The following is a 21181-nucleotide window of genomic DNA, read 5'->3' on the forward strand; positions in this document are numbered from 1 at the left end:
AAAGGCCGGTCCCTGACCGGTCTTTTCATTTCTTCGCGATGATTTTTGTTTGCGGGAACTGTGCCTGTACCGCTGTCGTGAGCGGCGAGAACGTCAACCGCCCCAGATGACTTTCACGTAGTTCTGCGTCTCTTTGTAAGGCGGAACACCGCCATGTCTTTCGACAGCCTGGGGGCCGGCATTGTAGGCTGCCAGAGCCAGACGCCAGGACTTGAACTTGCGGTATTGCCAGGACAGGTAGCGCGCACCACCTTCGAGGTTCTGCTGCGGGTCATGCGGGTTCACGCCCAACTGCCTTGCGGTCTGCGGCATAAGCTGCGCCAGCCCCAACGCCCCCTTGTGCGACTTTGCATGCGGGTTCCAGCCGCTTTCCTGCTGGACCAACCTCAGAAACAGCTCCTCAGGCACACTGTGCAGACGCGCCGCCTGACGCGCCATGGCCAGATACTGACCGCGATAATTACCGGTATAGCGTTTACTGAACTGACCCTGCTGAGTTTTCGGCTTCAGGCGCTCTGAATCACGGTATTGGGTCGCCGCGCGCGAATCCAAGACCTTGGCTTGCTTAAGGAAAATATCCATCCGGCTTTTGGTGGAAAGCGTGTCAGCCTGCGCCGGACCTGAAACCAACGCAACGCACAGCAAAGAAAAACCAACAACCAGAGAACGCATCAACGCCTGTCCCGCTCGTTCAGAAATCAGTCGGAGTATAGGTATTCCAGTCAAAAATGAAAGCTTGGTAAAGACGGTCGAAAGATTTCTTGCCGAGTGTTGTGGACATCAACTGTGTTTTAACCATGACGCAGGCCGTATAGGGTCGCACTGATACGCAGCGCCAGATTCGGTGCACTCAAGTCAGAATAACACGGGGAAAGACATGGCCGGTTCAGTCAACAAGGTTATAATAGTCGGCAATCTCGGCCGCGATCCCGAGGTCCGGTCGTTCCAGAACGGCGGCAAGGTCTGCAATCTGCGCATTGCCACGTCGGAAACCTGGAAAGACCGCAACACCGGTGAACGCCGCGAGCGCACCGAATGGCACTCGGTCGCGATTTTCTCGGAACCGCTGGCCCGCATTGCCGAGCAGTATCTGCGCAAAGGCAGCAAGGTGTATATCGAGGGTCAGTTGGAAACCCGAAAGTGGCAGGATCAGTCGGGGCAGGACAGATACTCGACCGAGGTTGTCCTGCGCCCCTATCGTGGCGAACTGACCCTGTTGGACAGCCGCGGAGGTGACGGCGGCGGCGGCCAGTCGGGTGGCTATGGCGGCGGTCAGGCCGGTGGCGGCTATGGCGATCCGTATGGCGGACCGTCCAGCGCACCGGCCCCTGCATCTGGCGGAATCGACGACGACGAAATTCCGTTCTAAGCACAACGGAGGCACATCATGACATGGTCCTTCTCTCTCGGCCGATTGCTCGGTTCCGAACTGAGGGTGCATGTCACGTTTTTTCTGCTTCTGGCCTGGGTTGGCTTCGCGGCCTATTCCAGTGGCGGCTGGCCGGCAGCGGTTGAGAACCTTGTTTTTGTTCTGGCGCTTTTTGCCTGCGTCGTAGCACATGAATTCGGCCACGCCCTTATGGCCCGGCGCTATGGCATCAAGACACCTGACATCACCCTGTTACCAATCGGAGGATTGGCCCGGTTGGAGCGGATGCCGGAAAAACCGATGCAGGAGGTCTGGGTGGCGCTGGCGGGACCGGCGGTCAACATCGTCATCTGGCTTGTTTTGATCACGTTCGGCGCCGGTATGCCTTATGAGGCGATCACCCAGATTGACTCGGCCAATGTCGGCCTGCTGAACCGTTTGGCGTATGTCAATCTGCTGCTCGCGGTGTTTAACATGATCCCCGCCTTCCCGATGGATGGCGGCCGCGTGTTCCGGGCGTTACTGTGCCTCAGGATGGACCGCGTCAAAGCCACCCGCGTGGCGGCCGTGGGCGGCCAGATCGTGGCGGTCGGGTTTGGATTTCTGGGTCTGAGCACAGGCAACCCCATTCTCGTGCTGATCGCCGTCTTTGTCTTCATCGCGGCCAATGCGGAAAGCCAGGATGTTGCCCTGCGATCCGTCGCCCGCAGCGTTCTGGCCCGTGACGCCATGATCACAGAGTTTCGCGCCCTGTCGCCTGACGATACGCTCGGCACAGCGGCGCAAGCCGTCATTCATACGACACAGCACGAATTCCCGGTGGTGAATGACGATGGGACCTTGTTGGGATTCGTGACCCGGGACCGTCTGTTCACGGCCTTGGCGGGCGACCATCCACGGTCCGACAAAGCCACGTCGATCATGGTTTCCGACATACCGCAGGTCGGGTTGACGGCTGGTCTCGAAACGGTTCTGGACGGGCTGCACAAAGGGGCCCCGGCCATTGCCGTTCTCAGCCGGTCCGGTCATATGATGGGTTACATCACACTTGAAAACGTCGGCGAACTGATGGTGATCCGCGGGCGCTGAAATCCTGTTCTGTCAAGCTGTTGCGAGCGCCTCTTCCAGCACGGAAAGCACCGCGTCGCGCGGCACGTCCGACGTGCCAAAAGCCTGCCCGATCCCACGCGCCAGAATGAACCGCAACTGTCCATCCACAACTTTCTTGTCCTGCGCCATCAGATCGACCAGAGCCTCGGCACCAGGCAATTCTCCCGGAATATCGGCCAGATCGGTTTTCATGCCCATCGCGCGCAGATGTGCCCGAACCCGGCTGGGATCTTCCTGCGAACACAGACCCAGCCGCGACGACAGCTCGAAGGCCAGTGCACAGCCGATTGCGACACCCTCTCCGTGCAACAACCGGTCGGAGTACCCGGTCGCCGCCTCAAGCGCATGACAAAAGGTGTGACCGAGATTCAACAGCGCGCGGTCGCCCTGCTCGGTCTCGTCCCGCGCAACGATGTCGGCCTTCATCTGGACGGACCGCGTTACGGCGTGCACACGCGCGGCCATGTCACCGGCGGAAACATCAGGGCCGTTCGTCTCCAGCCATTCAAAGAACCCGGCATCGCCCAGAAGACCGTATTTCACCACCTCGCCGTAGCCGGACAGAAAATCCCGCTGTGTCATCGTTCCCAGAACAGATGTGTCCGCCAGCACCAGCGAGGGCTGATGAAACGCACCGATCAGGTTCTTGCCCTGCGGCGCGTTGATCCCGGTCTTGCCGCCCACCGAACTGTCCACCTGTGCCAAAAGCGACGTCGGGATTTGCACAAACCGCACGCCGCGCCGAAGAACCGCTGCCGCGAAACCGGCCAGATCACCGATCACACCGCCGCCCAAGGCCACAACGACGTCCCGGCGTTCTATTTTCTCGGCCAGCAGCCATTCGACGGCGCGCTCGAACTGCGGCCAACTCTTGGTGGCCTCGCCGGCCGGCAAAGCCAGGGCCGTCATTTCTATTCCAGCTTTTCCCAACCCGTCGCGCAACCCATCGAGATGCAGGGACGCCACGTTTTCATCCGTCAGAACCGCCACTTTTGGACGATGAAGCAGGGGCGCAATGCGCGCACCGGACTGGGCCAGCAGGTCCGGGCCGATCTCGACATCATACGAGCGGTCGCCAAGGTCTACATGTACGGTCTGATGCATCTAATTCTGTTCCAAAACATCCTTGCGGGTCAGCAAAACGGTGACGACCCGGTCCACCATGTTGTCGATAGCGGTTTCTCCGTCCGAGTCCACGATCAGATCAGCCTCGGAATAGAGCGGTACACGCGCCTCGTACAAGGCCCGCAAGGTCGCATGTGGATCAGCGGTGCGAAGCAAGGGTCGCGTGTCCTTGTGGCGCACGCGGTTCCACAAAACATCAAGGCTGGCCCGCAGCCAGACGGACGCCCCGCGCTGCGAGATCATCCGCCGGTTTTCCTGCGACAGAAACGCGCCGCCGCCTGTCGACAGAATGCCTTTTTTCTCATCCAGCAGCCGTCCTATCACCTGACTTTCCTTGGCGCGAAAAAACGCCTCACCATCGCGTTCAAATATCTCGGGAATGGTCATATTGGCCGCTGATTCGATCTCGGCGTCGCTGTCGAGGAACGCGACCCCCAACCGCGCGGCCAGAGCACGCCCGACGGCCGTCTTTCCTGCTCCCATCATGCCTACAAGCACCACCGTTTTGTGCAGATCAAAGCGCTGCCCGGTGTCCGCATCCCGCGTATTATGCTTAATTTCGCTCATTTCACCGTGAATGACGTGATCTTGCAAAAAATGCCAGTTATAACTTGGCCAAAATCAAAAATTGAGGCAGCGTTGCGCAATGAGCAGACTGATCAAGTTCCTGATATATATTATATGCCTGACATTTATCGGGTTGGTTGGCTATGCCTATCTCGGTCCGTTCTTTGGTGCGGATTTTTCCGCCCCGCAAAGCGAAATCCGTGAACCGGTCATTCTGAATGTTGACTAAGCACACGCTGCTGGCGCTGGTTCTGGCCGGAACCGCCCAGGCGCAGGAGCCGCTCTCGGTGATCGAGTGGCTCTCGGTGCCGACCGAGAACCTTCCGGGCACCGTTTTACTGGAGCCGCCGGTGGCACAAAACGGCAATCAGCCGGATGTCGAGGTCACATCGCTTGAGGCTTTGTCACAGCCATTGGGACTGGTCGCCGCCTCGGTCACCGGGCTGCCGGTTGATTTGTGGCAAGGCAGCGATCCCGCCCGATTGGCCGAGCTGCTGGAGCGTGTCCCGGTCAAAGACAACCCGGCCCTGCAGCGGTTGCTGTTTACCTTGCTCTTGTCCGAAGCGCGCGCGCCGGGCGGACCATCGGCCGAAGAGACCCTTTTGCTGGCACGGCTGGACAGGCTCATGCAGCTTGGCGCAGCGGACCCTGCGCAATCTTTGGTCCAACTGGCGGGGCCCACCAACAGTCAGGCTCGTTTTCAGCGCTGGTTTGATGCAACGTTGCTGACCGGTGACGAAGACCGCAGTTGCACATCGCTCACCGCAAAACCGCATCTGTCACAGGACTATGCCGCGCAGATTTTCTGCAAAGCCCGCCGCGGCGATTGGGCCTCTGCGGCCCTCACGCTCGAAGCGGCTCATGCCTTGCAGATTTTGCCAGCGCAGGAACTCGCCCTGCTGGACCGGTTCCTGAGCCCCGAATTGTTCGAGGGGGCGGCCTATCTGCCCCAACCGGACAATCCCGACCCGCTGGGCTTTCGCCTGTTCGAAGCTATCGGAGAACGTCTGCCATCCGCCCCCTTGCCACGCGCTTTTGCCAATGCCGATCTGCGCGACGTAGCAGGCTGGAAGGCGCAGATCGAAGCGGCTGAACGTTTGACGCGGATTGGGGCCCTGACGCCGAACCAGTTGCTGGGCCTCTATACCGAGCGTGACCCGGCAGCCTCGGGCGCTGTGTGGGACCGGGTCGCCGCCATTCAACGCTTTGAAAGCGCGTTGGACACCGGCAACGCCGAGGCCATCGGGAAAACCCTGCCCGCCGTGTGGAAACAAATGCGAAACGTGGGGCTGGAAGTCCCGTTTGCAGAGCTTTTTGCCGAACGCCTCGCGGACGTTTCATTACCAGCGCCATCGACCGAAAGCCTGCGTTGGCACATCCTGTTGCTCTCGGAACTCTACGAAGAAGCCGCCTTGGACACTCCGGATTCAACGGAGGACACGCAGTTTCTGGCGGCTCTGGCCCAGGGCGATCCCGGTCGTGCACCCTCCCCGTCTCCCTGGACGGATGCCGTGGCCGAAGGGTTTGCATGGGCCGCACCTGTCCCCTCGGATATCGATGCGATGCTGGAAAAAGGCCAACTGGGCGAGGCGATTTTGGAATCGATGCAGCTGTTCGATCACGGTGCGCGCGGCAATCTGGTCGACCTGACTGCAGCAATTGCTGCATTTCGCCGCGTTGGGCTGGAAGACACCGCGCGCCGGGCCGCATTGAACCTTCTGATTTTGCAGGGTGCCTGACCATGGCGGCCCCCGCCTCGCAGGACCTGTGGATATCCACTTTTTTGCAAGCTCAGGCTGCGGAACTGGGGGCTGCCACAAACACGCTGCTGGCCTATGGCCGCGACCTGAAGGATTTTGCAGCCTGGCTGGAGCACCGCAAATTCGGGTTTGCACATGTGGAGCGGGATCAGATCGAAGCGTATCTGATTGCCTGCGATGCACAGGGCCTGTCACGCTCGACTCGGGCGCGTCGCCTGTCGGCCATCAGGCAACTCTATCGGTTTGCGTTTGAGGAAGGCTGGAGAGAAACCAATCCGGCCTTACAGATCAAAGGACCGGGCCGGCAGAAACGTCTGCCCAAGACGCTGGATGTTGCCGAAGTCGACCGTTTGCTGGCGGCCGCACGCCAAACGGGCCGCAGCATAGCCGATCGCGTGCGCAATACCTGCCTGATGGAAGTGCTCTACGCGACGGGGATGCGGGTGACCGAACTGGTATCGCTGCCGGTTTCCTCCGCCCGTGGCGATCCAAGAATGCTTCTTGTACTGGGCAAAGGCGGCAAGGAGCGAATGGTGCCCCTGTCACCGCCCGCCCGCGATGCGCTGGCGGCCTGGCTGACCCTGCGTGACGAGGTTGAGGATCAAACCGTAGCGGATGGCGGACAGCGCTCGCGCTTTCTGTTTCCGTCACGCGGCAAATCGGGACATCTGACCCGGCACAGGTTTTTTCTGCTGGTCAAAGAGCTGGCAAATCAGGGCGGGGTTGCGGCCGACAAGGTCACCCCCCACACGCTGCGCCATGCGTTTGCGACCCACTTGCTGGCCAACGGCGCGGATCTGCGCTCGATCCAGACCCTGTTGGGTCATGCTGATGTTGCCACGACCGAGATATACACCCATGTTCTGGACGAAAGACTGGCGGAATTGGTGTTGCAGCATCACCCGCTGGCCAAAGACCCCGAAGATGATCAGGGCTAAGCCCTTGATTGGGCGAGGCCGCATCCCCATAACGGATGCACCAACACGAACCAACAAGGACAGATGGAACCTAATTCTACCCTGATCGATAGCGCCTTCTGGATAACGGCAGGCTCTATCATTTTTTTGCTTTTCCTGTCGGGCTTTTTCTCGGGATCTGAAACGGCGTTGACCGCGTCTTCGCGCGGTAAGTTGCGGGCGCAGGCCGACAAGGGCTCGCGCGGCGCGCAAAAGGCGCTGGATTTGACCGACGACAACGAACGTCTCATCGGGTCGGTATTGCTGGGCAACAACCTGGTAAACATTCTGGCCGCAGCACTGGCCACTGCGCTCTTCACCCGCCTGTTCGGGGAAAGCGGTGTGGCTTTGGCAACATTGGTCATGACCCTTCTGGTTCTGATCTTCGCGGAAGTTCTGCCCAAGACATACGCCATTACCAACTCGGAAAAGGCGGCATCTGCCGTTGCACCGATCATCAGTATTGTCGTCACTGTCTTTTCACCAATCGTGGCGGCCGTCCGCCTGCTTGTGCGCGGTGTCCTGCGCATATTCGGCGTGCGGATCGATCCGGACAGCCACATTCTGGCCGTGCGCGAAGAAATTGCCGGGGCGCTGCAGTTGGGCCATTCGGAGGGTGTGGTCGAAAAGGAAGATCGAGACCGTATTCTGGGCGCTCTGGACCTGGGGGACCGGGCGGTCGAGGAAATCATGCTGCACCGTTCGAACATTGAAATGATTGATGCCGAGGCGGCGCCCGAGGCCATCCTGAAGCAATGTCTGGAAAGCCCGCACACCCGCCTGCCCGTATTCCGGAACGAGCCCGAGAACATTGTCGGTGTCGTTCATGCCAAGGACCTGTTTCGCGCCATGTACGCTCAGGCCGGTGGCGCAGATGGCGATGCCGAGCGGCTTAAATCCTTCGACATCTCGAAGGTGGCGAATGATCCGTATTTCGTTCCTGAAACCACCACTTTGGATGACCAGATGCGGGAATTCCTGCGCATGCACAGCCATTTTGCGCTGGTCGTCGACGAATACGGATCGCTGCGCGGATTGATCACGCTGGAGGACATTCTCGAAGAGATCGTCGGAGAAATCGCCGATGAGTTTGATATCGAGGAAGAAGTTCCGGTAACCCGCACAGACGACGGTCAGTTTTTGGTCGAAGGCGCCATGACCATCCGCGACGCAAACCGCGCAATGGACTGGTCGCTGCCGGATGAAGAGGCCAATACCTTAGCCGGTCTGGTCATTCACGAGGCGCAGATGATCCCGGTTGTGGGGCAGGTTTTCGCCTTCCACGGCTTCCGGTTCGAGGTTACGGCACGCGAAGGCAACCGGCTGACCGCCTTGAAAATCCGGCCGCTCTGAGAGCCGCCATCTAAGATCGGCAGACCGGTATCCGACAGATGCTGGTCTGCCCGCGAGGCTTCGGTCTCGTCGCGGCCCCGTCATTGCCTACTGGAACGTGTCTTGCGACATGTTTTGTCGTATTTGGTGTTGCGCATACCGCCTGCCCAACCAGACTGGCCAAAATTCGAACGGAGGCCTTCATGAAACTGGAAACCCGTGTGGCGGTGATCGGCGGCGGTGTCGTTGGCTGTTCCGTGCTCTACCACCTGACAAAACTGGGATGGTCCGATGTTCTGCTGTTAGAACGCTCGGAACTGACGTCAGGCTCAACCTGGCACGCGGCGGGCGGGTTTCACACGTTGAACGGCGACACCAACATGGCAGCGCTGCAGGGCTACACGATCCGCCTGTATAAAGAGCTGGAGGAGATCACCGGCATGTCCTGCGGTCTGCATCATGTGGGTGGTGTGACGCTTGCTGACAATCAGGACCGGTTTGACATGCTGCTGGCCGAGCGGGCCAAGCACCGGTTCATGGGGCTGGAAACCGAAATTGTGGGTTCCGAAGACATCCGAAAGATCGCTCCGATCACCAACACCGACGGGATCATCGGCGCGCTCTACGATCCGCTGGACGGCCATCTTGACCCTTCTGGCACGACACATGCTTATGCCAAGGCCGCGCGGCTGGGTGGTGCCACAATCGAAACCCACTGCATGGTGCGCGAAACCAATCAACGCCCGGACGGAACGTGGGATGTGGTGACCGACAAAGGCACCATACACGCCGAGCATGTCGTCAACGCAGGCGGGCTGTGGGCCCGCGAGGTCGGGGCCATGGCGGGCATCTATTTCCCCCTGCACCCGATGGAGCACCAGTATCTTGTGACCGACTCGATCCCCGAGATCGAGGCCATCATTGATGCAGGCGGTGAACATCCGCACGTGATGGACCCCGCCGGCGAAAGCTATCTGCGGCAGGAAGGTCGCGGGCTGTGCATCGGCTTCTATGAACAACCCTGCAAGCCTTGGGCGGTTGACGGCACACCATGGAGCTTTGGGCATGAGTTGTTGCCCGATGACTATGACAAGATCACCGACAGCATCGAGTTTGCCTATCAGCGCTTCCCGGTTCTGGCTGAAGCAGGCGTCAAGTCGGTCATCCACGGCCCGTTTACCTTTGCGCCTGACGGGAACCCTCTGGTCGGGCCGGTGCCGGGCATGCGGAACTATTGGTCGGCCTGCGGTGTTATGGCCGGGTTCAGCCAGGGCGGCGGCGTTGGCCTGACGCTGGCACAATGGATGATCGAAGGCGAGCCCGAACGCGACGTGTTTGCCATGGATGTGGCCCGTTTCGGCGACTGGATCAGCCCGGGCTACACCCGCCCCAAGGTGATCGAAAACTATCAGAAACGCTTTAGCGTCGCTTATCCAAACGAGGAACTTCCAGCTGCGCGGCCCAACCGGACCACGCCAATGTATGACATTTTCAGCGACATGGGCGCGGTCTGGGGTCAGCAATACGGGTTGGAAGTGCCCAACTACTTTGCCCAGGATGGGGAACCCGGCTACGAAACGCCTTCTTTCCGCCGCTCTGACGCTTTCGAGGCGACCGGTCGCGAGGTGCGCGCTGTTCGCGAAGCGGTCGGCATCAACGAGGTGCACAATTTCGGCAAGTACCGGATCACCGGGTCAGGCGCGCGCGGCTGGCTGGACCGGATCATGGCAGGCCGTATTCCGCAACCGGGCCGCCTGTCCCTGACCCCGATGCTGTCTTACAAGGGAAAGCTGATCGGGGATTTCACCGTCTCATGCCTGAACGAGACGACGTTCCAACTGACCGCATCCTATGGCAGCCAGGCTTTTCACATGCGCTGGTTCCTGCAACACAGGGAATACGGCGTGGACATTGAAAACGTCAGCGACCGGCTGAACGGGTTTCAGATCGCCGGGCCAAACGCCGCACAGGTTCTGGCGGCGTGCACGCGGGACCCGGTCTCGGATCTCAGGTTTCTGGATGTGCGCCCGATGACCATTGGCATGACCGACTGCATCGTGCAAAGGGTCAGCTACACCGGAGATCTCGGTTATGAAATCTACTGCGATCCAATGGCGCAACGGCAGTTGTGGTGGACGCTGTGGCAGGCCGGTCAAGCGCATGGCATGGTACCGTTTGGCATGCGTGCGATGATGTCGCTGCGACTGGACAAGTTCTTTGGGTCGTGGATGCGTGAATTCTCACCCGATTACACCGCCGCTGAAACCGGTCTGGACCGGTTCATCTCGTTCTCGAAAAACACCGATTTCATCGGCCGCTCGGCCGCCGAGGCGGAACGGTCGACCGGAACCGCCCGCAAGCTGGTGGCACTTGAAGTCGACGCGAAGGATGCGGACGTCAACGCCTATGAACCCATATGGCTGGACGGGTCGGTAGCGGGGTTTTGCACTTCGGGCGGCTATTCCCACTTTGCGCAGAAATCCATAGCGATGGGCTTTCTTCCGACAGAGCGTGTGACCGATGGCCTGAACGTCGAGATCGAAATTCTGGGCCAGATGCGGAGGGCACGCGTCATCTCAACCCCCTTGTTCGACGCGGATGGAGCGCGGATGCGGGGATGACTTATCGCTCTGCCATTGGCATGGTGGCGGAATGACAGAGATACCCATCATTTTGCTGGCCGCTGGTGGCTCCCGCCGTATGGGTGGGGCAGACAAACTGATGCAAGAGATTGATGGCACACCACTTTTGCGGCGCTCGACCCTGACCGCGCGTGCCGCGGGGCCGGTTATTGTCGCCCTCCCCGTTGCGCCGCATCCGCGTTACGGGGCATTGGACGGGCTGGATGTACTCGCTGTACCGATCCCGGACGCGGCCGAGGGCATGAATGCCAGCCTGCGCGGTGCGATGACCCGGGTTCCTGCGGATGCTCCTGCGGTAATGGTATTGCTTGCCGATTTGCCAGACATCACGACGTCTGATCTGACCGGCGTCCTGCATTCGCGCCTGACGCATCCGGATCACCTGATCTGGCGCGGGGCGACCCGGACGGGTAAACCCGGACATCCTGTCCTGTTTGACCGTGGGCTGTTTGACGACCTGGCCCAGTTGAAGGGTGATGAAGGGGCGCAGAGCGTCGTACGTGCGCACAAAGACCACGTTCACTTGCACCCGCTTCCCGGGCAAAACGCTCTGTTGGATCTGGATACGCCCGACGACTGGACCGGCTGGCGCGCGAACCGGTCCCTATAAACGAACGCGGCCCGGTCGAAATCGACCGGGCCAGTTGCCCAAAAAGGACTACCACTTTCACCAATCTCAATAGCGCAACCAAACTGCTTTTACCGCACCATGGTTATTCCGCCGCCAAACCTAAACAAGACCCCCTCGTTAACATGCCGCTAGCGCTTTTGATGACTGAGCTTGCCGTTGGCACCCCCTAGTGCCATTGGCTCCCCCTCACTTGGGCACGATCATCCTCCCCGATCCGACCCTTCTAAACAACTTAAAATTCGAAGAAACGGTTAACTTTGGACGTATCAGAATGGTTTTTGCGCAACATCCCGCCAACTTCATTTCTACCTAAAGGGGAGTGAGCCGTCTGGCGAGTTCAGGTTGCCTGCCGTTAAGCTCAAACTTAATTGGCCGTCGGACAACACTGATAAGACGTTATGGGGATTTCTCCGATGTTATTGAGAAACGACCACAACCAAAAGAAGATCGGTCGAGTCTTCGAAACATGAACGGCCCGTTTGTTCACAAAACGGATTTAATTCAACTTTTTTGAAAATTTGACACCGGATTCGGCAACAATCTTCCGATTCGCGCGCCGGATTCAGAGCGGGAACCGCGAATCCCCCGGGCAAGATCGCACACACAAAACCGCCCCTTTGTGGCGAAATTAAGATTTCTTAATGCATCAATCAGGAAAGACACAGATTAACACGGCACCTCTTGTCGCAACGCGCGGCTGCAATCGCGCGATACAAACAGGAGACCAAAATGAGCATCCGTAAATCCTCGCTGCTTTTACCGCGCACATCCGGCTGGGTCGGCGTCGGCGCGTTGGGCGCCGCCATGCTGGCCACGACCGCCCTGCCCTCGATAGCCGATGAAGCCCTGGCCGATCTGGTCGAAACCGTATCACCCTCGGTTGTCACCATCATCGCCGAACAGACCGCCGCCCCGGCACCGGCCCGAGGGCAGGACTTTGATTTCGAAGGACATCCGTTTGAAGAGTTCTTCAAGCGATTTGGCGGGCCCGAGGGGTTCAACCTCCCTGACCGCGGACCGGCACAAGGGCTGGGATCGGGTTTCGTTCTGGATGAGGCAGGCTATATCATCACCAATCACCATGTGGTCGACAACGCATCGACTGTGACAGTGCGCCTGAGCGACGACCGTACCTTTGAGGCAGAGGTGATCGGAACCGACCCGCTGACCGATATCGCCGTGTTGAAAATCGACGCCGGAGAATCTCTGCAAGCCGTCGAACTGGGTGACAGTGACGTCATCCGCGTCGGCGAGGACGTGGTTGCAATCGGCAACCCCTTTGGGCTCAGTTCTACCGTGACCACCGGCATCGTGTCGGCCAAAGGCCGCAACATCGCGCAGGGCCCCTATGCCGAGTTCATCCAGACGGATGCAGCCATCAACAAAGGCAACTCGGGCGGTCCGCTGTTCAACATGGATGGCGAAGTGGTCGGCGTGAACTCGGTCATCTATTCGCCCAGCGGCGGCTCGGTCGGGCTTGGATTCGCGGTCACATCGAACATCGTCGAGCATATCGCGGCAGATCTGAGAGACGATGGCGAGGTCAGCCGTGGCTGGCTGGGCGTGTCGATCCAGAATGTCAGCCCGGAACTGGCGGCTGCTCTGGGCATTGACGCATCCACAGGCGCGCTGGTGTCTGATGTCGTAGATGGCAGCCCGGCGGACGGGGTGCTGCAACAGGGCGACGTGATCCTCTCCTTCAACAACGAAGCCGTCGACTCCAGCAGCGATCTGCCAATCCTTGTGGGCACGACCAAAGTCGGCACCGACAGCGTTCTGACCGTTCTGCGCGATGGCACGGAAGAGCAATTGGAACTCAAGATCGGGCAGTACCAGACCGCATCGGCAGAAGTTGACACCATTGTCGATGGTGATGCCTCGGGCACGTCGCTCGGCGTAACCGTTGCTCCCCTGACCGAAACGGCCCGCGCTGAAATGGGGGTTGGCGAAGGCGTGGAAGGTGTGGTTGTGACCGACCTGAAACCCGATAGCCCGGCTGCGGATGCCGGTCTTCAGCGTGGCGACGTTATCGTCAAGCTGGGCAATCAGGACACCTTCACGCCGGACGCGCTGAAAGCAGCCCTGGACACCGAAAAGACCGATCCGGCTCTGGTGCTGATCAATCGCGGTGGAAACCAGATCTTTGTTGCGGTTGAGATTGCCTGATCCAACACCGGTATGCGCCACTTGATGGGGAAAAATGGCGCATGCATCCCTGGCGGATCAGAATTGTCCGCGATCTGCCGGGACGGCCGGGTGCGCAAGGCGCACCCGGCACGTATATTACCCAAAATCTGTGCTAACGACAAAAATTGTGTTTAAATACCAATAGAAAGGAACCCCGATCATGAGCCGACGCCTGCTGATCGTCGAGGATGACGATGACACACGGGACTTCATCGCCAAAGGATTTGGCGAAGAAGGATATGTGGTCGAGGTTGCCGCAGATGGCCGGGAAGGCCTGTTTCACGCGACCGATGGGGGGTTCGACGCCGTTGTTCTGGATCGCATGCTGCCAGGTCTGGACGGGCTGTCCCTGATCAAATCGATGCGGGCCGCCGGGCTCAAAACCCCGGTCCTGATGCTGACCGCGATGAGCGCGGTTGACGAACGCGTCAAGGGGCTGCGCTCGGGCGCCGATGACTATCTCGTCAAACCGTTTTCCTTTCAGGAGCTGCACGCCCGGATCGAGGCGCTGTTGCGGCGCCCGCAGGAGGCCGAGGAAACACCAACGCTGACCTGCAAGGATCTTGAGATGGATCTGCTGACCCGCAAGGTCACGCGGGGCGGGCATGAGATCACGCTGACCCCGCGCGAGTTTCAGATTCTGGAGTATTTTCTGCGCCGGAAGAACCGCGTTGTGTCGCGGACGATGCTGTTGGAAGGGGTTTGGGACTATCACTTTGACCCGAATACAAACGTGGTCGACGTGCATATCTCAAAGCTGCGGCGCCAATTGGACGAAGGCGGCGGTGAGCCGTTGATTGAAACCGTTCGGGGTGCCGGTTACATGATATCTGATGGATAACCTGCGACTTTCCATCAACAATTCCCGAACCAGACTGGTCGTCGCCGGCATGGTGCTGAGCACGTTCCTGACCGCAACGGTGCTGGCACTGGTCTATGTGACCGCCAACCGCAGTATCGAAGCAGAGACGCGGTCCGTCGTTTCTGCGGAACTGACCGGTTTGGCGGACGAATATGAAAGACGCGGCCTCATCGGTTTAATGACGGCAATTGAAAGACGGCTGCCAAGCGCGTCGGAACGGGACGCGTTGTACCTGCTCACCGATCGCTTCGGCGCAAATCTGGTCGGGAATCTCAAACACTGGCCCGAAAACATCGCGGCGGGCAGCGGCTGGGTCGATCTGGAACTGCGCCGGGCGGACAACGACCAGCTTGTCCCGGTCTCTGCGGCTTCGGTGCGGCTGCCCGGTGGCGAACGCCTGCTGGTCGGACGCGATGCCGTCGCCAGAGAGCAGTTCGACCGCGTGCTGCTGCGATCTGTCGGGCTGGCGCTCGGCATTGCGCTGGTGCTGAGCATGGTGACCGGCTGGCTGTTCACCAGGCTGGTTTTTTCGCGCCTGTCGGATATCGCAAGCACAGCTGAGAACATCGTCTCGGGCGACCTGTCCCGCCGCATGCCCCTGCGCGGGACGGGCGATGAATTCGACCAAGTCGCAGGGACGCTGAACAACATGCTCGACAAGATCGAGGAGCTGATCAGCAACCTGCGCACCACGTCGAATTCGATTGCGCACGATCTGCGTTCGCCGCTTTCCCGGTTGCGTCAAAGGGTCGAGGCGCTGTCCGATCCGGGCAAAAGCGATCTGGACCGCGAGGTGGACATTGCCCGCGCCACAGGTGAAATCGATCACGTCCTGCATGTGCTGGGTCAGCTAACCGAGATTTCACGGGCCGAGGCCGGTCTTGGCCGCGAACAGTTTGAACCGGTGGATTTGCAGCAACTGGTTGGCGATGTTGTGGAGTTATATGAGCCTGTCGCCATGGATCAGGGTATCCAACTTGAGATTTCGGGACAGGCCGAACCTATTCCGGGCCACCGCCCGCTGTTGTCGCAAGCGCTCTCCAATCTGTTGGAAAACGCTATGCGCTATGCCCCGCAAGACACGACCATCACGATCACGATCTCGGATGACGGTCCGTATGCCTGCCTGAGTGTCCGCGACCGCGGTCCGGGCGTGCCCGATGAGGAGCTGCCGCGGCTGCAAATGCCCTTTGTCACGCTTGATCCGGCCCGAAGCGAGCGAAACGCCGGGCTGGGCTTGGCCCTTGTCGCCGCCATTTCCCATATGCACGGCGGTGGATTTGTTGCGCGCAACTGCGACCCGGGATTGGAGACAACGCTTAAGCTGGCGCGCCGCCCCTAGCGCGGAATTCCGTCGATCGCCAGCGTCTTGTTTTTGTAGCGTTTATCTTCGGTCACATCCGGTCCAAACCATGCGGGCGGGACATAGCTCACAGCGTCAGACTCTGATGCAAACTCGACTTCCACCAGACGCAAAGGCGCCAGAGCGCCCAGAAACACATCCAGTTCAAAAACACGCCCGTCTGGCAGGCGTCCGGTATAGCGTTGTTTTTCGACACGGCGTCCGTCCGTTTCCGGCCAGAACGTATCGAACTGCCCGGCACTGATCTCGGCCTCTCGCTCGACACGTACCAGCCCGCCGCCGCCCTTGAGCGTCAGGTAGTAGCTGTCGTTTTTTTGCCGCAGCCGCAATTCGGTCGAGTCGTCCGGAGCGGTCAGATAACCCTGACGCACAACCGCCTTTTGCGCAGCACTCAGATCCGGCAGGTCGGCAACGAGAAACTTGCGCTCGATTTCCTTGCTCATGTGTTTGAAACCACTCCGTTTTCCAACTCGTCATACAGCGCCTGATAGGCGCCGCTGGCGGCACTGCGACCCGCATAGATACTGACCGGGGCACGGCTCAGACCCATTTTTTCCACATCTGCCGCGAACGGGATCACGGTCTGCAGGAACCGCTTGCGATAGGAACTGCGCATCGCCGCCATCGTGTCCTGATGCAGGGTCTTGCGCCGCTGAACCATGGAAAAGAACGCCCGAAGCTTTTTCTTGCGCAGTTTATGCTCATCAAAAAAGCGCACCAATTGTTCAAAGGTCCGTTCAGAGAGTGTCGTTGGGATCACCGGGACCACGATTTCGTCGGCGGCCTTAAAGATGTTCTCTGACAGGGTCGAAAAGTTCGGAGGACAGTCCAGGATGATAAAGTCATAGTCGCTGCCCGCCGCGATCAACGCCTTTTTCAGCCGCGAGCGTTTGTTGCGCATCCGGGACAGAAACACATCGAAGTCCCGAAACGTCAGGTTTGCCGGCAGCACATCCAGACCTTCGAAATCGCTGGCGCGGATGGCGTTGGTGAACCGTTTGACGTCTTCAAAGAACCGCGCCTCGGTCAGTTTCTTGGACGGCTTGACGCGCATGTAGAATCCGGATGCCCCCTGCGGGTCGAGGTCACACAAAAGAACCTGCTTGCCCGCCTGTGCATAGGCATAGGCCAAATTTACCGAGGTTGCAGTTTTACCGACACCGCCCTTGTTGCTGTAACAGGCAATGATTTTCATTCCTCACTCCCCCGTGCGGTGAAACAAGTTGCGGAACAATTGGCGGATGTCAGGGCCGTCGAATTGCTGGAAATTGGCGATCACGCGATCCCGTTCCGCCCGTTGCCGTTGATCCAGAACTGCGATCAGCCCACCTGCGGCCATTCCGATCCGGGCATCAACCCGCCCCTGCGTGTTGCTTTGCTGAGATACAAAGCTCAGCAATGCCTCTTGCTGGACGGAATAATCATTGAACAGGCCAAGGTTATCCTGCAGCTTTTTCAATGGCTTGATGATCGTCTTAAAGGATTTGGCATCAAAGAGAGGTGCAAAGAACTCCATCAGATAGCGCAATTTCTTGCAGTCGATCCGCAGGTCGTGAACGGTTTCATCCTCGGTGTCCTCGGAAATACTGCGCGCCAGTTTGCAGACCTTGCGATATCGCTTCCAGATAAGCGCGCAGGCGTATTCATACGCGCCACGGCTGCCATTGGGTCCCGCCTGTATCGTCACCGGAGTATCAAAAACCGCAGCCAGTTCGGTCATCGATTTGTCATAGGCAGAGCTACGGAGCCTGCGCGACAGGCGGGTCAGTTCCTGCGCGCGCTCTTTTTCAAACCGCTCAAACATTGAATGAAGTCCAGCATGAAGGTTGGGCGGCACAAGACTGAAATACACATCTTTTTCCAGAAGATATACGTCCAGGTCCCGAAGCCTCCCGGTCGGTTCCATAAGATCCGAGAAGACCCGTTTGAATTCGGCGGTCTGCTCAGCCCCGAACGCCCCTTTGAACAGGCTCAGGACCGAACGGACACGCCGCAGCGCGACGCGGTAATCATGCAGAAATTCCGTGTCGATATCCGCCAGAACACCGGCTTCGTTCTGTCGCGCAACGGCCAGAAAGGTCCGGATGATATCTGTTGCCACCTGTATCGACGGCTCGGTTTTACTCAGCTTGATTTCCGGCTTGGCCTGATATGGTGTGACACCGGGAAAGAGGCCCCGGAACACCGCTTCGATCCCACCCGATGAGACTGCCATCCCGTCCAGCGCCTTACAAACCGCGTCAAATGCCCGGTCGTACCCTCGCAAGCGCTGAACGTGCACAAGCGTCACGTTTCCGGTTGCGGAAGACATCGACAAAACAGTTCCCCGGACTTGCGTTTTCTGCAGATCGTCCAGGGCAGCAAGGCTCTGGGTTGAGGTCTCGCCCGAGCCAATGGCCATCAGCGCTCGCAGCTTTGGGAAACCAATCAAACCATCCCGCACCGGGCCATCTGGCAGGTCCTGCGCGAACCGGCCGTTGCCTTTTGTTGTCTGCACCCGAAGCTGACCGTTGTTCTGCAGCAACTGCAGCGTTCCGCTGACCTCCATCAACAGCTTTCCCGAGGTCCTGAGAGACTGGTCGTGACAATCCAGCACCGCGAACGGTTTCGGCGCGCCGGACGCCGTGATCTGTGTCGTCAGAGGTTTGACTGCCTGCGCAACAGCAATCTCATCCAACGCGCCATCGATGACAAAAAATCCGTCAGCCCTGGACGTCATGAACCACCTTTTCGAGATGTTTCGAGATAGTCATTGACCAGCGTTTCCACAATCTTCTGAACACTCGTCCCCTCTTCGATCGCCCGAATTTTCAACGCTTTCAGGGTCTTGCCGTCCAACCTCAGGGAGGTGTTCTTCTTGCCTTTGCCGGGCTTTTCGCCGGCATCCTTGGTTTTGGGCATTCGCGCCTCCGTGACAGCATGACGTCATGAAATCGGAGTTCATTGCCGCCTGCAAGAAGAACTTTCCGCCGACCCGGTGCAATGCGCGGGTGACAGCCGAAACAGGCGCGACTATGACAGGACAATGTCCGATCCGGTATCGTCGATCAGAAATCTTGGTCCGGCCTTTGAACAGGCCTGTGCCCGCGCTGGAATCCACTCAGCCCAGGAACTGCGCGATCTGGGGGCCGATGCGGCCTATGCCAAACTGCTGCAGGCCGGAACCCGGGCGCATTTCATCGGCTATTACGTCTTGGTGATGGGCTTGCAGGGTCGTCCATGGAATGACTGCAAGGGTGATGAGAAAAAAGCGCTGCGCCAGAGGTTCGATGCGTTGAAGGCCGGTGTCTCCTCGGCACCGGAAACCCAGATGATCTCGGATCTGGACATTATTGGCGTGCGCGTTGCACCAAAGGATCTCAAGCAGATTTGATCCGGGCAAGAAAAAGGCCGCACCCGGCTTCGGATACGGCCAGATTATTTAAAACTGTCAGTAGCTTAGCCAACCAGTTCGATGCCTGAGAAGAAATACGCGATCTCAACTGCGGCGGTTTCCGGCGCGTCCGAGCCGTGAACCGAGTTTTCGCCAACCGATTCAGCGAACTCGGCGCGGATGGTGCCGGGGGCCGCGTCGGCGGGGTTGGTTGCGCCCATGACTTCGCGGTTCTTTGCGATGGCGCCTTCGCCTTCCAGAACCTGAACAACGACCGGAGCCGACGACATGAATTCGCACAGTTCGTCATAGAACGGACGCTCGGCATGCACATCGTAGAACTTGCCGGCTTGGGCTTTGGTCATGTGGATGCGCTTTTGTGCGACGATGCGCAGGCCTGCCTCTTCAAACTTGGCATTGATCTTGCCAGTCAGGTTGCGGCGGGTTGCATCGGGTTTGATGATCGAGAATGTGCGTTCCAGTGCCATGTCGGCCTCTCCTTAAGTGACAGCGCGAAGGGGCCGCGCCGAAATCCATCGCGCGCCGCCTAACATGGTATGTGGTCCATGAAAAGTGGAATGATGGGGCGCCTTGCCGATTGATGATCAGATTGCGTCCGGCAGCGGATCAATCCGGTCTACCCAACGCACGTAGAGCACCGCCAGCAATCCTGCGAAACTACTAGCGCACATCATCCCCAGCACCAGAAACGGGCCATTCCCGGGGTTGGCCAACGCACCGGTGAGCGATGTGAGAACCGCCCCCAAGGCGACGATCATCGCACCCGACAGCCCGGCCGCACTTCCCGCCAGTTTCGGTCGGACGGACATCAACCCGGCCGAGGCGTTGGCGTTTGTCAATCCGTTGCCGAAGCCAACCAAGATGGCAGACCCGAAAAACACCCAGACCGAGCCCATGTCAGCCAGAAACAGCAGCAGCCCGACAAAAGGGCCCAAGGAGGCAAAAACCCGGCCGATCAGGATCATCGTGGTCAGGCGCGTCCGGGCCGCGATCCGACCGGTTATGAAATTCCCGACCATGAAGCCGCCGGTAATGATCCCGATCCCCAAACCCAGCATCGCTGGGCTGAGGTCAAACCAGGCCGCGGCCACCAGCGGGGCTCCGGTGATAAAGCTGAAAAACGCACCAATCGAAAACGCGGCACACAAGGCGTAGCCCCAAAACCGGCGGGCCCGGAACAGATGCGGGTATTCTTGCAGCTGCGCTGCAAAGGTCGATGTCCGGTCCGTATTGGTTTCCCCCATATCCACCCACAACAGCGCCAGCAACCCGGCCCCCAGCGCAGAGTACAGGACGAACCCGGCCCGCCACCCGAACAGGGAATCCAATGCGCCACCCAGCATGGGCCCCAGCATCGGGGCCAGAGCCATGGCCATCGCAACGTAGCCCAGCTTGCTGGCAGCTTCGTTGGGCGGGTACATGTCCCGGATCGATGCGCTGGACAGAACATGCGCCGCGACAACGGCGGCTTGCAACAACCGAAATCCAAGAAACAGCCAGATCGACTCGGCCAGCACGCACCCGATGGACGCCGCAAGAAAGATTGCCATACAGATCAGCAGGATGGGTCTGCGTCCAAAGCGGTCGGACAACGGACCTATGACCAATTGCAGGACCGCAGAAACCGCCAGATATCCGGCCACCGACAGGTTCACCAGGGCATAGTCGACCTGAAAATCCACACCCATACGCGCCAGTGATGGCAGGAACATGTTCAGCGACAGCACCGACAGGGCCGTCGCCAAGACAAGTGTCACCAGAGATGGGGGCGAATGAGCCGCGCGCATGATCAAAACCGATGGAGAAACCAACCGGCACAGCGCTAGCACATCAACTGCGCTTTGAACATGCCGGGCTCTGGCGGCGTCATTCAGGCTCTGCTA

Annotated in this window: 21 protein-coding genes; 12 read left to right on the top strand and 9 right to left on the bottom strand. The window is 59.3% G+C overall.

All coding sequences use genetic code 11. From position 1 onward, the window contains the following. Window positions 1-93: 93 nt before the first annotated feature. Window positions 94-672 carry a lytic transglycosylase domain-containing protein gene (locus ACR3E0_RS11560; RefSeq protein WP_480478931.1) on the bottom strand — a complete coding sequence of 193 codons (579 nt, stop codon included), beginning with the start codon at window positions 670-672 and terminating at the stop codon, window positions 94-96. Window positions 673-877: 205 nt separating this feature from the next. Between ACR3E0_RS11560 and ssb the strand changes: the two genes are divergently transcribed. Beyond that, window positions 878-1369 carry a single-stranded DNA-binding protein gene (gene ssb, locus ACR3E0_RS11565; RefSeq protein ID WP_480478932.1) on the top strand — a complete coding sequence of 164 codons (492 nt, stop codon included), beginning with the start codon at window positions 878-880 and terminating at the stop codon, window positions 1367-1369. A gap of 18 nt (window positions 1370-1387) precedes the next feature. Then, entirely contained in the window at window positions 1388-2458 is a 1071-nt protein-coding gene (locus tag ACR3E0_RS11570; protein WP_480478933.1) for a site-2 protease family protein, read from the top strand. Window positions 2459-2470: 12 nt separating this feature from the next. On the opposite strand, the gene aroB is transcribed toward ACR3E0_RS11570, so the two are convergent. Together aroB and ACR3E0_RS11580 are read right to left on the bottom strand one after the other, a co-directional pair. Beyond that, window positions 2471-3583, bottom strand: coding sequence for a 3-dehydroquinate synthase (gene aroB, locus ACR3E0_RS11575; RefSeq protein ID WP_480478935.1), 1113 nt, complete (start codon window positions 3581-3583; stop codon window positions 2471-2473). Further along, on the bottom strand, window positions 3584-4171 hold the full coding sequence (locus ACR3E0_RS11580) for a shikimate kinase (protein ID WP_480478937.1): 588 nt from the start codon (window positions 4169-4171) through the stop codon (window positions 3584-3586). Between the two features lie 79 nt (window positions 4172-4250). Here ACR3E0_RS11580 and ACR3E0_RS11585 point away from each other — a divergent pair, with 79 nt between their 5' ends. The 9 genes from ACR3E0_RS11585 to ACR3E0_RS11625 all read left to right on the top strand — a co-directional run bounded on the left by ACR3E0_RS11585 (window position 4251) and on the right by ACR3E0_RS11625 (window position 15883). Beyond that, window positions 4251-4400, top strand: coding sequence for a hypothetical protein (locus ACR3E0_RS11585; protein WP_480478938.1), 150 nt, complete (start codon window positions 4251-4253; stop codon window positions 4398-4400). Beyond that, window positions 4390-5910 carry a hypothetical protein gene (locus ACR3E0_RS11590; protein WP_480478939.1) on the top strand — a complete coding sequence of 507 codons (1521 nt, stop codon included), beginning with the start codon at window positions 4390-4392 and terminating at the stop codon, window positions 5908-5910. Before ACR3E0_RS11585 ends, ACR3E0_RS11590 begins: the two co-directional genes overlap by 11 nt. A 2-nt stretch (window positions 5911-5912) precedes the next feature. Continuing rightward, complete coding sequence (locus ACR3E0_RS11595; RefSeq protein WP_480478941.1) at window positions 5913-6869, top strand: site-specific tyrosine recombinase XerD; 957 nt, start codon at window positions 5913-5915, stop codon at window positions 6867-6869. Between the two features lie 63 nt (window positions 6870-6932). Beyond that, complete coding sequence (locus ACR3E0_RS11600) at window positions 6933-8240, top strand: HlyC/CorC family transporter (RefSeq protein WP_480478943.1); 1308 nt, start codon at window positions 6933-6935, stop codon at window positions 8238-8240. Between the two features lie 182 nt (window positions 8241-8422). Then, window positions 8423-10840 carry a GcvT family protein gene (locus tag ACR3E0_RS11605; protein WP_480478945.1) on the top strand — a complete coding sequence of 806 codons (2418 nt, stop codon included), beginning with the start codon at window positions 8423-8425 and terminating at the stop codon, window positions 10838-10840. Window positions 10841-10871: 31 nt separating this feature from the next. Continuing rightward, window positions 10872-11471, top strand: coding sequence for a nucleotidyltransferase family protein (locus tag ACR3E0_RS11610; RefSeq protein WP_480478947.1), 600 nt, complete (start codon window positions 10872-10874; stop codon window positions 11469-11471). Between the two features lie 750 nt (window positions 11472-12221). Continuing rightward, entirely contained in the window at window positions 12222-13658 is a 1437-nt protein-coding gene (locus ACR3E0_RS11615) for a Do family serine endopeptidase (protein ID WP_480478949.1), read from the top strand. 181 nt (window positions 13659-13839) lie between these two features. Beyond that, window positions 13840-14520, top strand: coding sequence for a response regulator transcription factor (locus tag ACR3E0_RS11620; protein WP_480478950.1), 681 nt, complete (start codon window positions 13840-13842; stop codon window positions 14518-14520). Continuing rightward, window positions 14513-15883 (top strand): sensor histidine kinase, encoded by a 1371-nt coding sequence (locus ACR3E0_RS11625; RefSeq protein WP_480478952.1) that lies wholly within the window; start codon window positions 14513-14515, stop codon window positions 15881-15883. Before ACR3E0_RS11620 ends, ACR3E0_RS11625 begins: the two co-directional genes overlap by 8 nt. Here ACR3E0_RS11625 and ACR3E0_RS11630 read toward each other — a convergent pair. From ACR3E0_RS11630 to ACR3E0_RS11645, 4 genes are read right to left on the bottom strand one after another with little or no spacing between them, the layout of a single operon-like run. Beyond that, window positions 15880-16347 (bottom strand): CYTH domain-containing protein, encoded by a 468-nt coding sequence (locus ACR3E0_RS11630; RefSeq protein WP_480478954.1) that lies wholly within the window; start codon window positions 16345-16347, stop codon window positions 15880-15882. The two genes, ACR3E0_RS11625 and ACR3E0_RS11630, sit on opposite strands and share 4 nt — an antisense overlap. Beyond that, a complete protein-coding gene (locus ACR3E0_RS11635; RefSeq protein WP_480478955.1) occupies window positions 16344-17099 on the bottom strand; it encodes a ParA family protein in 756 nt (251 codons plus the stop codon). The genes ACR3E0_RS11630 and ACR3E0_RS11635 overlap by 4 nt, the downstream gene beginning before the upstream one ends. Window positions 17100-17102: 3 nt before the next feature. Next, window positions 17103-18623, bottom strand: coding sequence for a CHAD domain-containing protein (locus ACR3E0_RS11640; RefSeq protein WP_480478957.1), 1521 nt, complete (start codon window positions 18621-18623; stop codon window positions 17103-17105). Beyond that, the gene (locus ACR3E0_RS11645; RefSeq protein ID WP_480478958.1) at window positions 18620-18805 is read right to left on the bottom strand and encodes a hypothetical protein; all 186 of its coding nucleotides are present in this window, start codon (window positions 18803-18805) and stop codon (window positions 18620-18622) included. Before ACR3E0_RS11645 ends, ACR3E0_RS11640 begins: the two co-directional genes overlap by 4 nt. Window positions 18806-18929: 124 nt before the next feature. Between ACR3E0_RS11645 and ACR3E0_RS11650 the strand changes: the two genes are divergently transcribed. Beyond that, entirely contained in the window at window positions 18930-19277 is a 348-nt protein-coding gene (locus ACR3E0_RS11650; RefSeq protein ID WP_480478959.1) for a TfoX/Sxy family protein, read from the top strand. Between the two features lie 65 nt (window positions 19278-19342). Here ACR3E0_RS11650 and ndk read toward each other — a convergent pair whose 3' ends face one another. Together ndk and ACR3E0_RS11660 are read right to left on the bottom strand one after the other, a co-directional pair. Continuing rightward, on the bottom strand, window positions 19343-19765 hold the full coding sequence (ndk, locus tag ACR3E0_RS11655; protein WP_008757405.1) for a nucleoside-diphosphate kinase: 423 nt from the start codon (window positions 19763-19765) through the stop codon (window positions 19343-19345). A 117-nt stretch (window positions 19766-19882) separates the two neighbouring features. Next, window positions 19883-21085, bottom strand: a complete 1203-nt coding sequence (locus ACR3E0_RS11660) for a multidrug effflux MFS transporter (protein ID WP_480478960.1) — start codon at window positions 21083-21085, stop codon at window positions 19883-19885. Window positions 21086-21181 lie beyond the last annotated feature (96 nt).

This window comes from Ruegeria sp. AJ12 (assembly GCF_056536245.1).

What these genes read in the sequence shown, in the direction of transcription:
- ACR3E0_RS11560 (WP_480478931.1), bottom strand. Translation starts at nt 672, where the DNA reads ATGCGTTCTCTGGTTGTTGGTTTTTCTTTGCTGTGCGTTGCGTTGGTT.
- ssb (WP_480478932.1), top strand. Translation starts at nt 878, where the DNA reads ATGGCCGGTTCAGTCAACAAGGTTATAATAGTCGGCAATCTCGGCCGC.
- ACR3E0_RS11570 (WP_480478933.1), top strand. Translation starts at nt 1,388, where the DNA reads ATGACATGGTCCTTCTCTCTCGGCCGATTGCTCGGTTCCGAACTGAGG.
- aroB (WP_480478935.1), bottom strand. Translation starts at nt 3,583, where the DNA reads ATGCATCAGACCGTACATGTAGACCTTGGCGACCGCTCGTATGATGTC.
- ACR3E0_RS11580 (WP_480478937.1), bottom strand. Translation starts at nt 4,171, where the DNA reads ATGAGCGAAATTAAGCATAATACGCGGGATGCGGACACCGGGCAGCGC.
- ACR3E0_RS11585 (WP_480478938.1), top strand. Translation starts at nt 4,251, where the DNA reads ATGAGCAGACTGATCAAGTTCCTGATATATATTATATGCCTGACATTT.
- ACR3E0_RS11590 (WP_480478939.1), top strand. Translation starts at nt 4,390, where the DNA reads ATGTTGACTAAGCACACGCTGCTGGCGCTGGTTCTGGCCGGAACCGCC.
- ACR3E0_RS11595 (WP_480478941.1), top strand. Translation starts at nt 5,913, where the DNA reads ATGGCGGCCCCCGCCTCGCAGGACCTGTGGATATCCACTTTTTTGCAA.
- ACR3E0_RS11600 (WP_480478943.1), top strand. Translation starts at nt 6,933, where the DNA reads ATGGAACCTAATTCTACCCTGATCGATAGCGCCTTCTGGATAACGGCA.
- ACR3E0_RS11605 (WP_480478945.1), top strand. Translation starts at nt 8,423, where the DNA reads ATGAAACTGGAAACCCGTGTGGCGGTGATCGGCGGCGGTGTCGTTGGC.
- ACR3E0_RS11610 (WP_480478947.1), top strand. Translation starts at nt 10,872, where the DNA reads ATGACAGAGATACCCATCATTTTGCTGGCCGCTGGTGGCTCCCGCCGT.
- ACR3E0_RS11615 (WP_480478949.1), top strand. Translation starts at nt 12,222, where the DNA reads ATGAGCATCCGTAAATCCTCGCTGCTTTTACCGCGCACATCCGGCTGG.
- ACR3E0_RS11620 (WP_480478950.1), top strand. Translation starts at nt 13,840, where the DNA reads ATGAGCCGACGCCTGCTGATCGTCGAGGATGACGATGACACACGGGAC.
- ACR3E0_RS11625 (WP_480478952.1), top strand. Translation starts at nt 14,513, where the DNA reads ATGGATAACCTGCGACTTTCCATCAACAATTCCCGAACCAGACTGGTC.
- ACR3E0_RS11630 (WP_480478954.1), bottom strand. Translation starts at nt 16,347, where the DNA reads ATGAGCAAGGAAATCGAGCGCAAGTTTCTCGTTGCCGACCTGCCGGAT.
- ACR3E0_RS11635 (WP_480478955.1), bottom strand. Translation starts at nt 17,099, where the DNA reads ATGAAAATCATTGCCTGTTACAGCAACAAGGGCGGTGTCGGTAAAACT.
- ACR3E0_RS11640 (WP_480478957.1), bottom strand. Translation starts at nt 18,623, where the DNA reads ATGACGTCCAGGGCTGACGGATTTTTTGTCATCGATGGCGCGTTGGAT.
- ACR3E0_RS11645 (WP_480478958.1), bottom strand. Translation starts at nt 18,805, where the DNA reads ATGCCCAAAACCAAGGATGCCGGCGAAAAGCCCGGCAAAGGCAAGAAG.
- ACR3E0_RS11650 (WP_480478959.1), top strand. Translation starts at nt 18,930, where the DNA reads ATGTCCGATCCGGTATCGTCGATCAGAAATCTTGGTCCGGCCTTTGAA.
- ndk (WP_008757405.1), bottom strand. Translation starts at nt 19,765, where the DNA reads ATGGCACTGGAACGCACATTCTCGATCATCAAACCCGATGCAACCCGC.
- ACR3E0_RS11660 (WP_480478960.1), bottom strand. Translation starts at nt 21,085, where the DNA reads ATGCGCGCGGCTCATTCGCCCCCATCTCTGGTGACACTTGTCTTGGCG.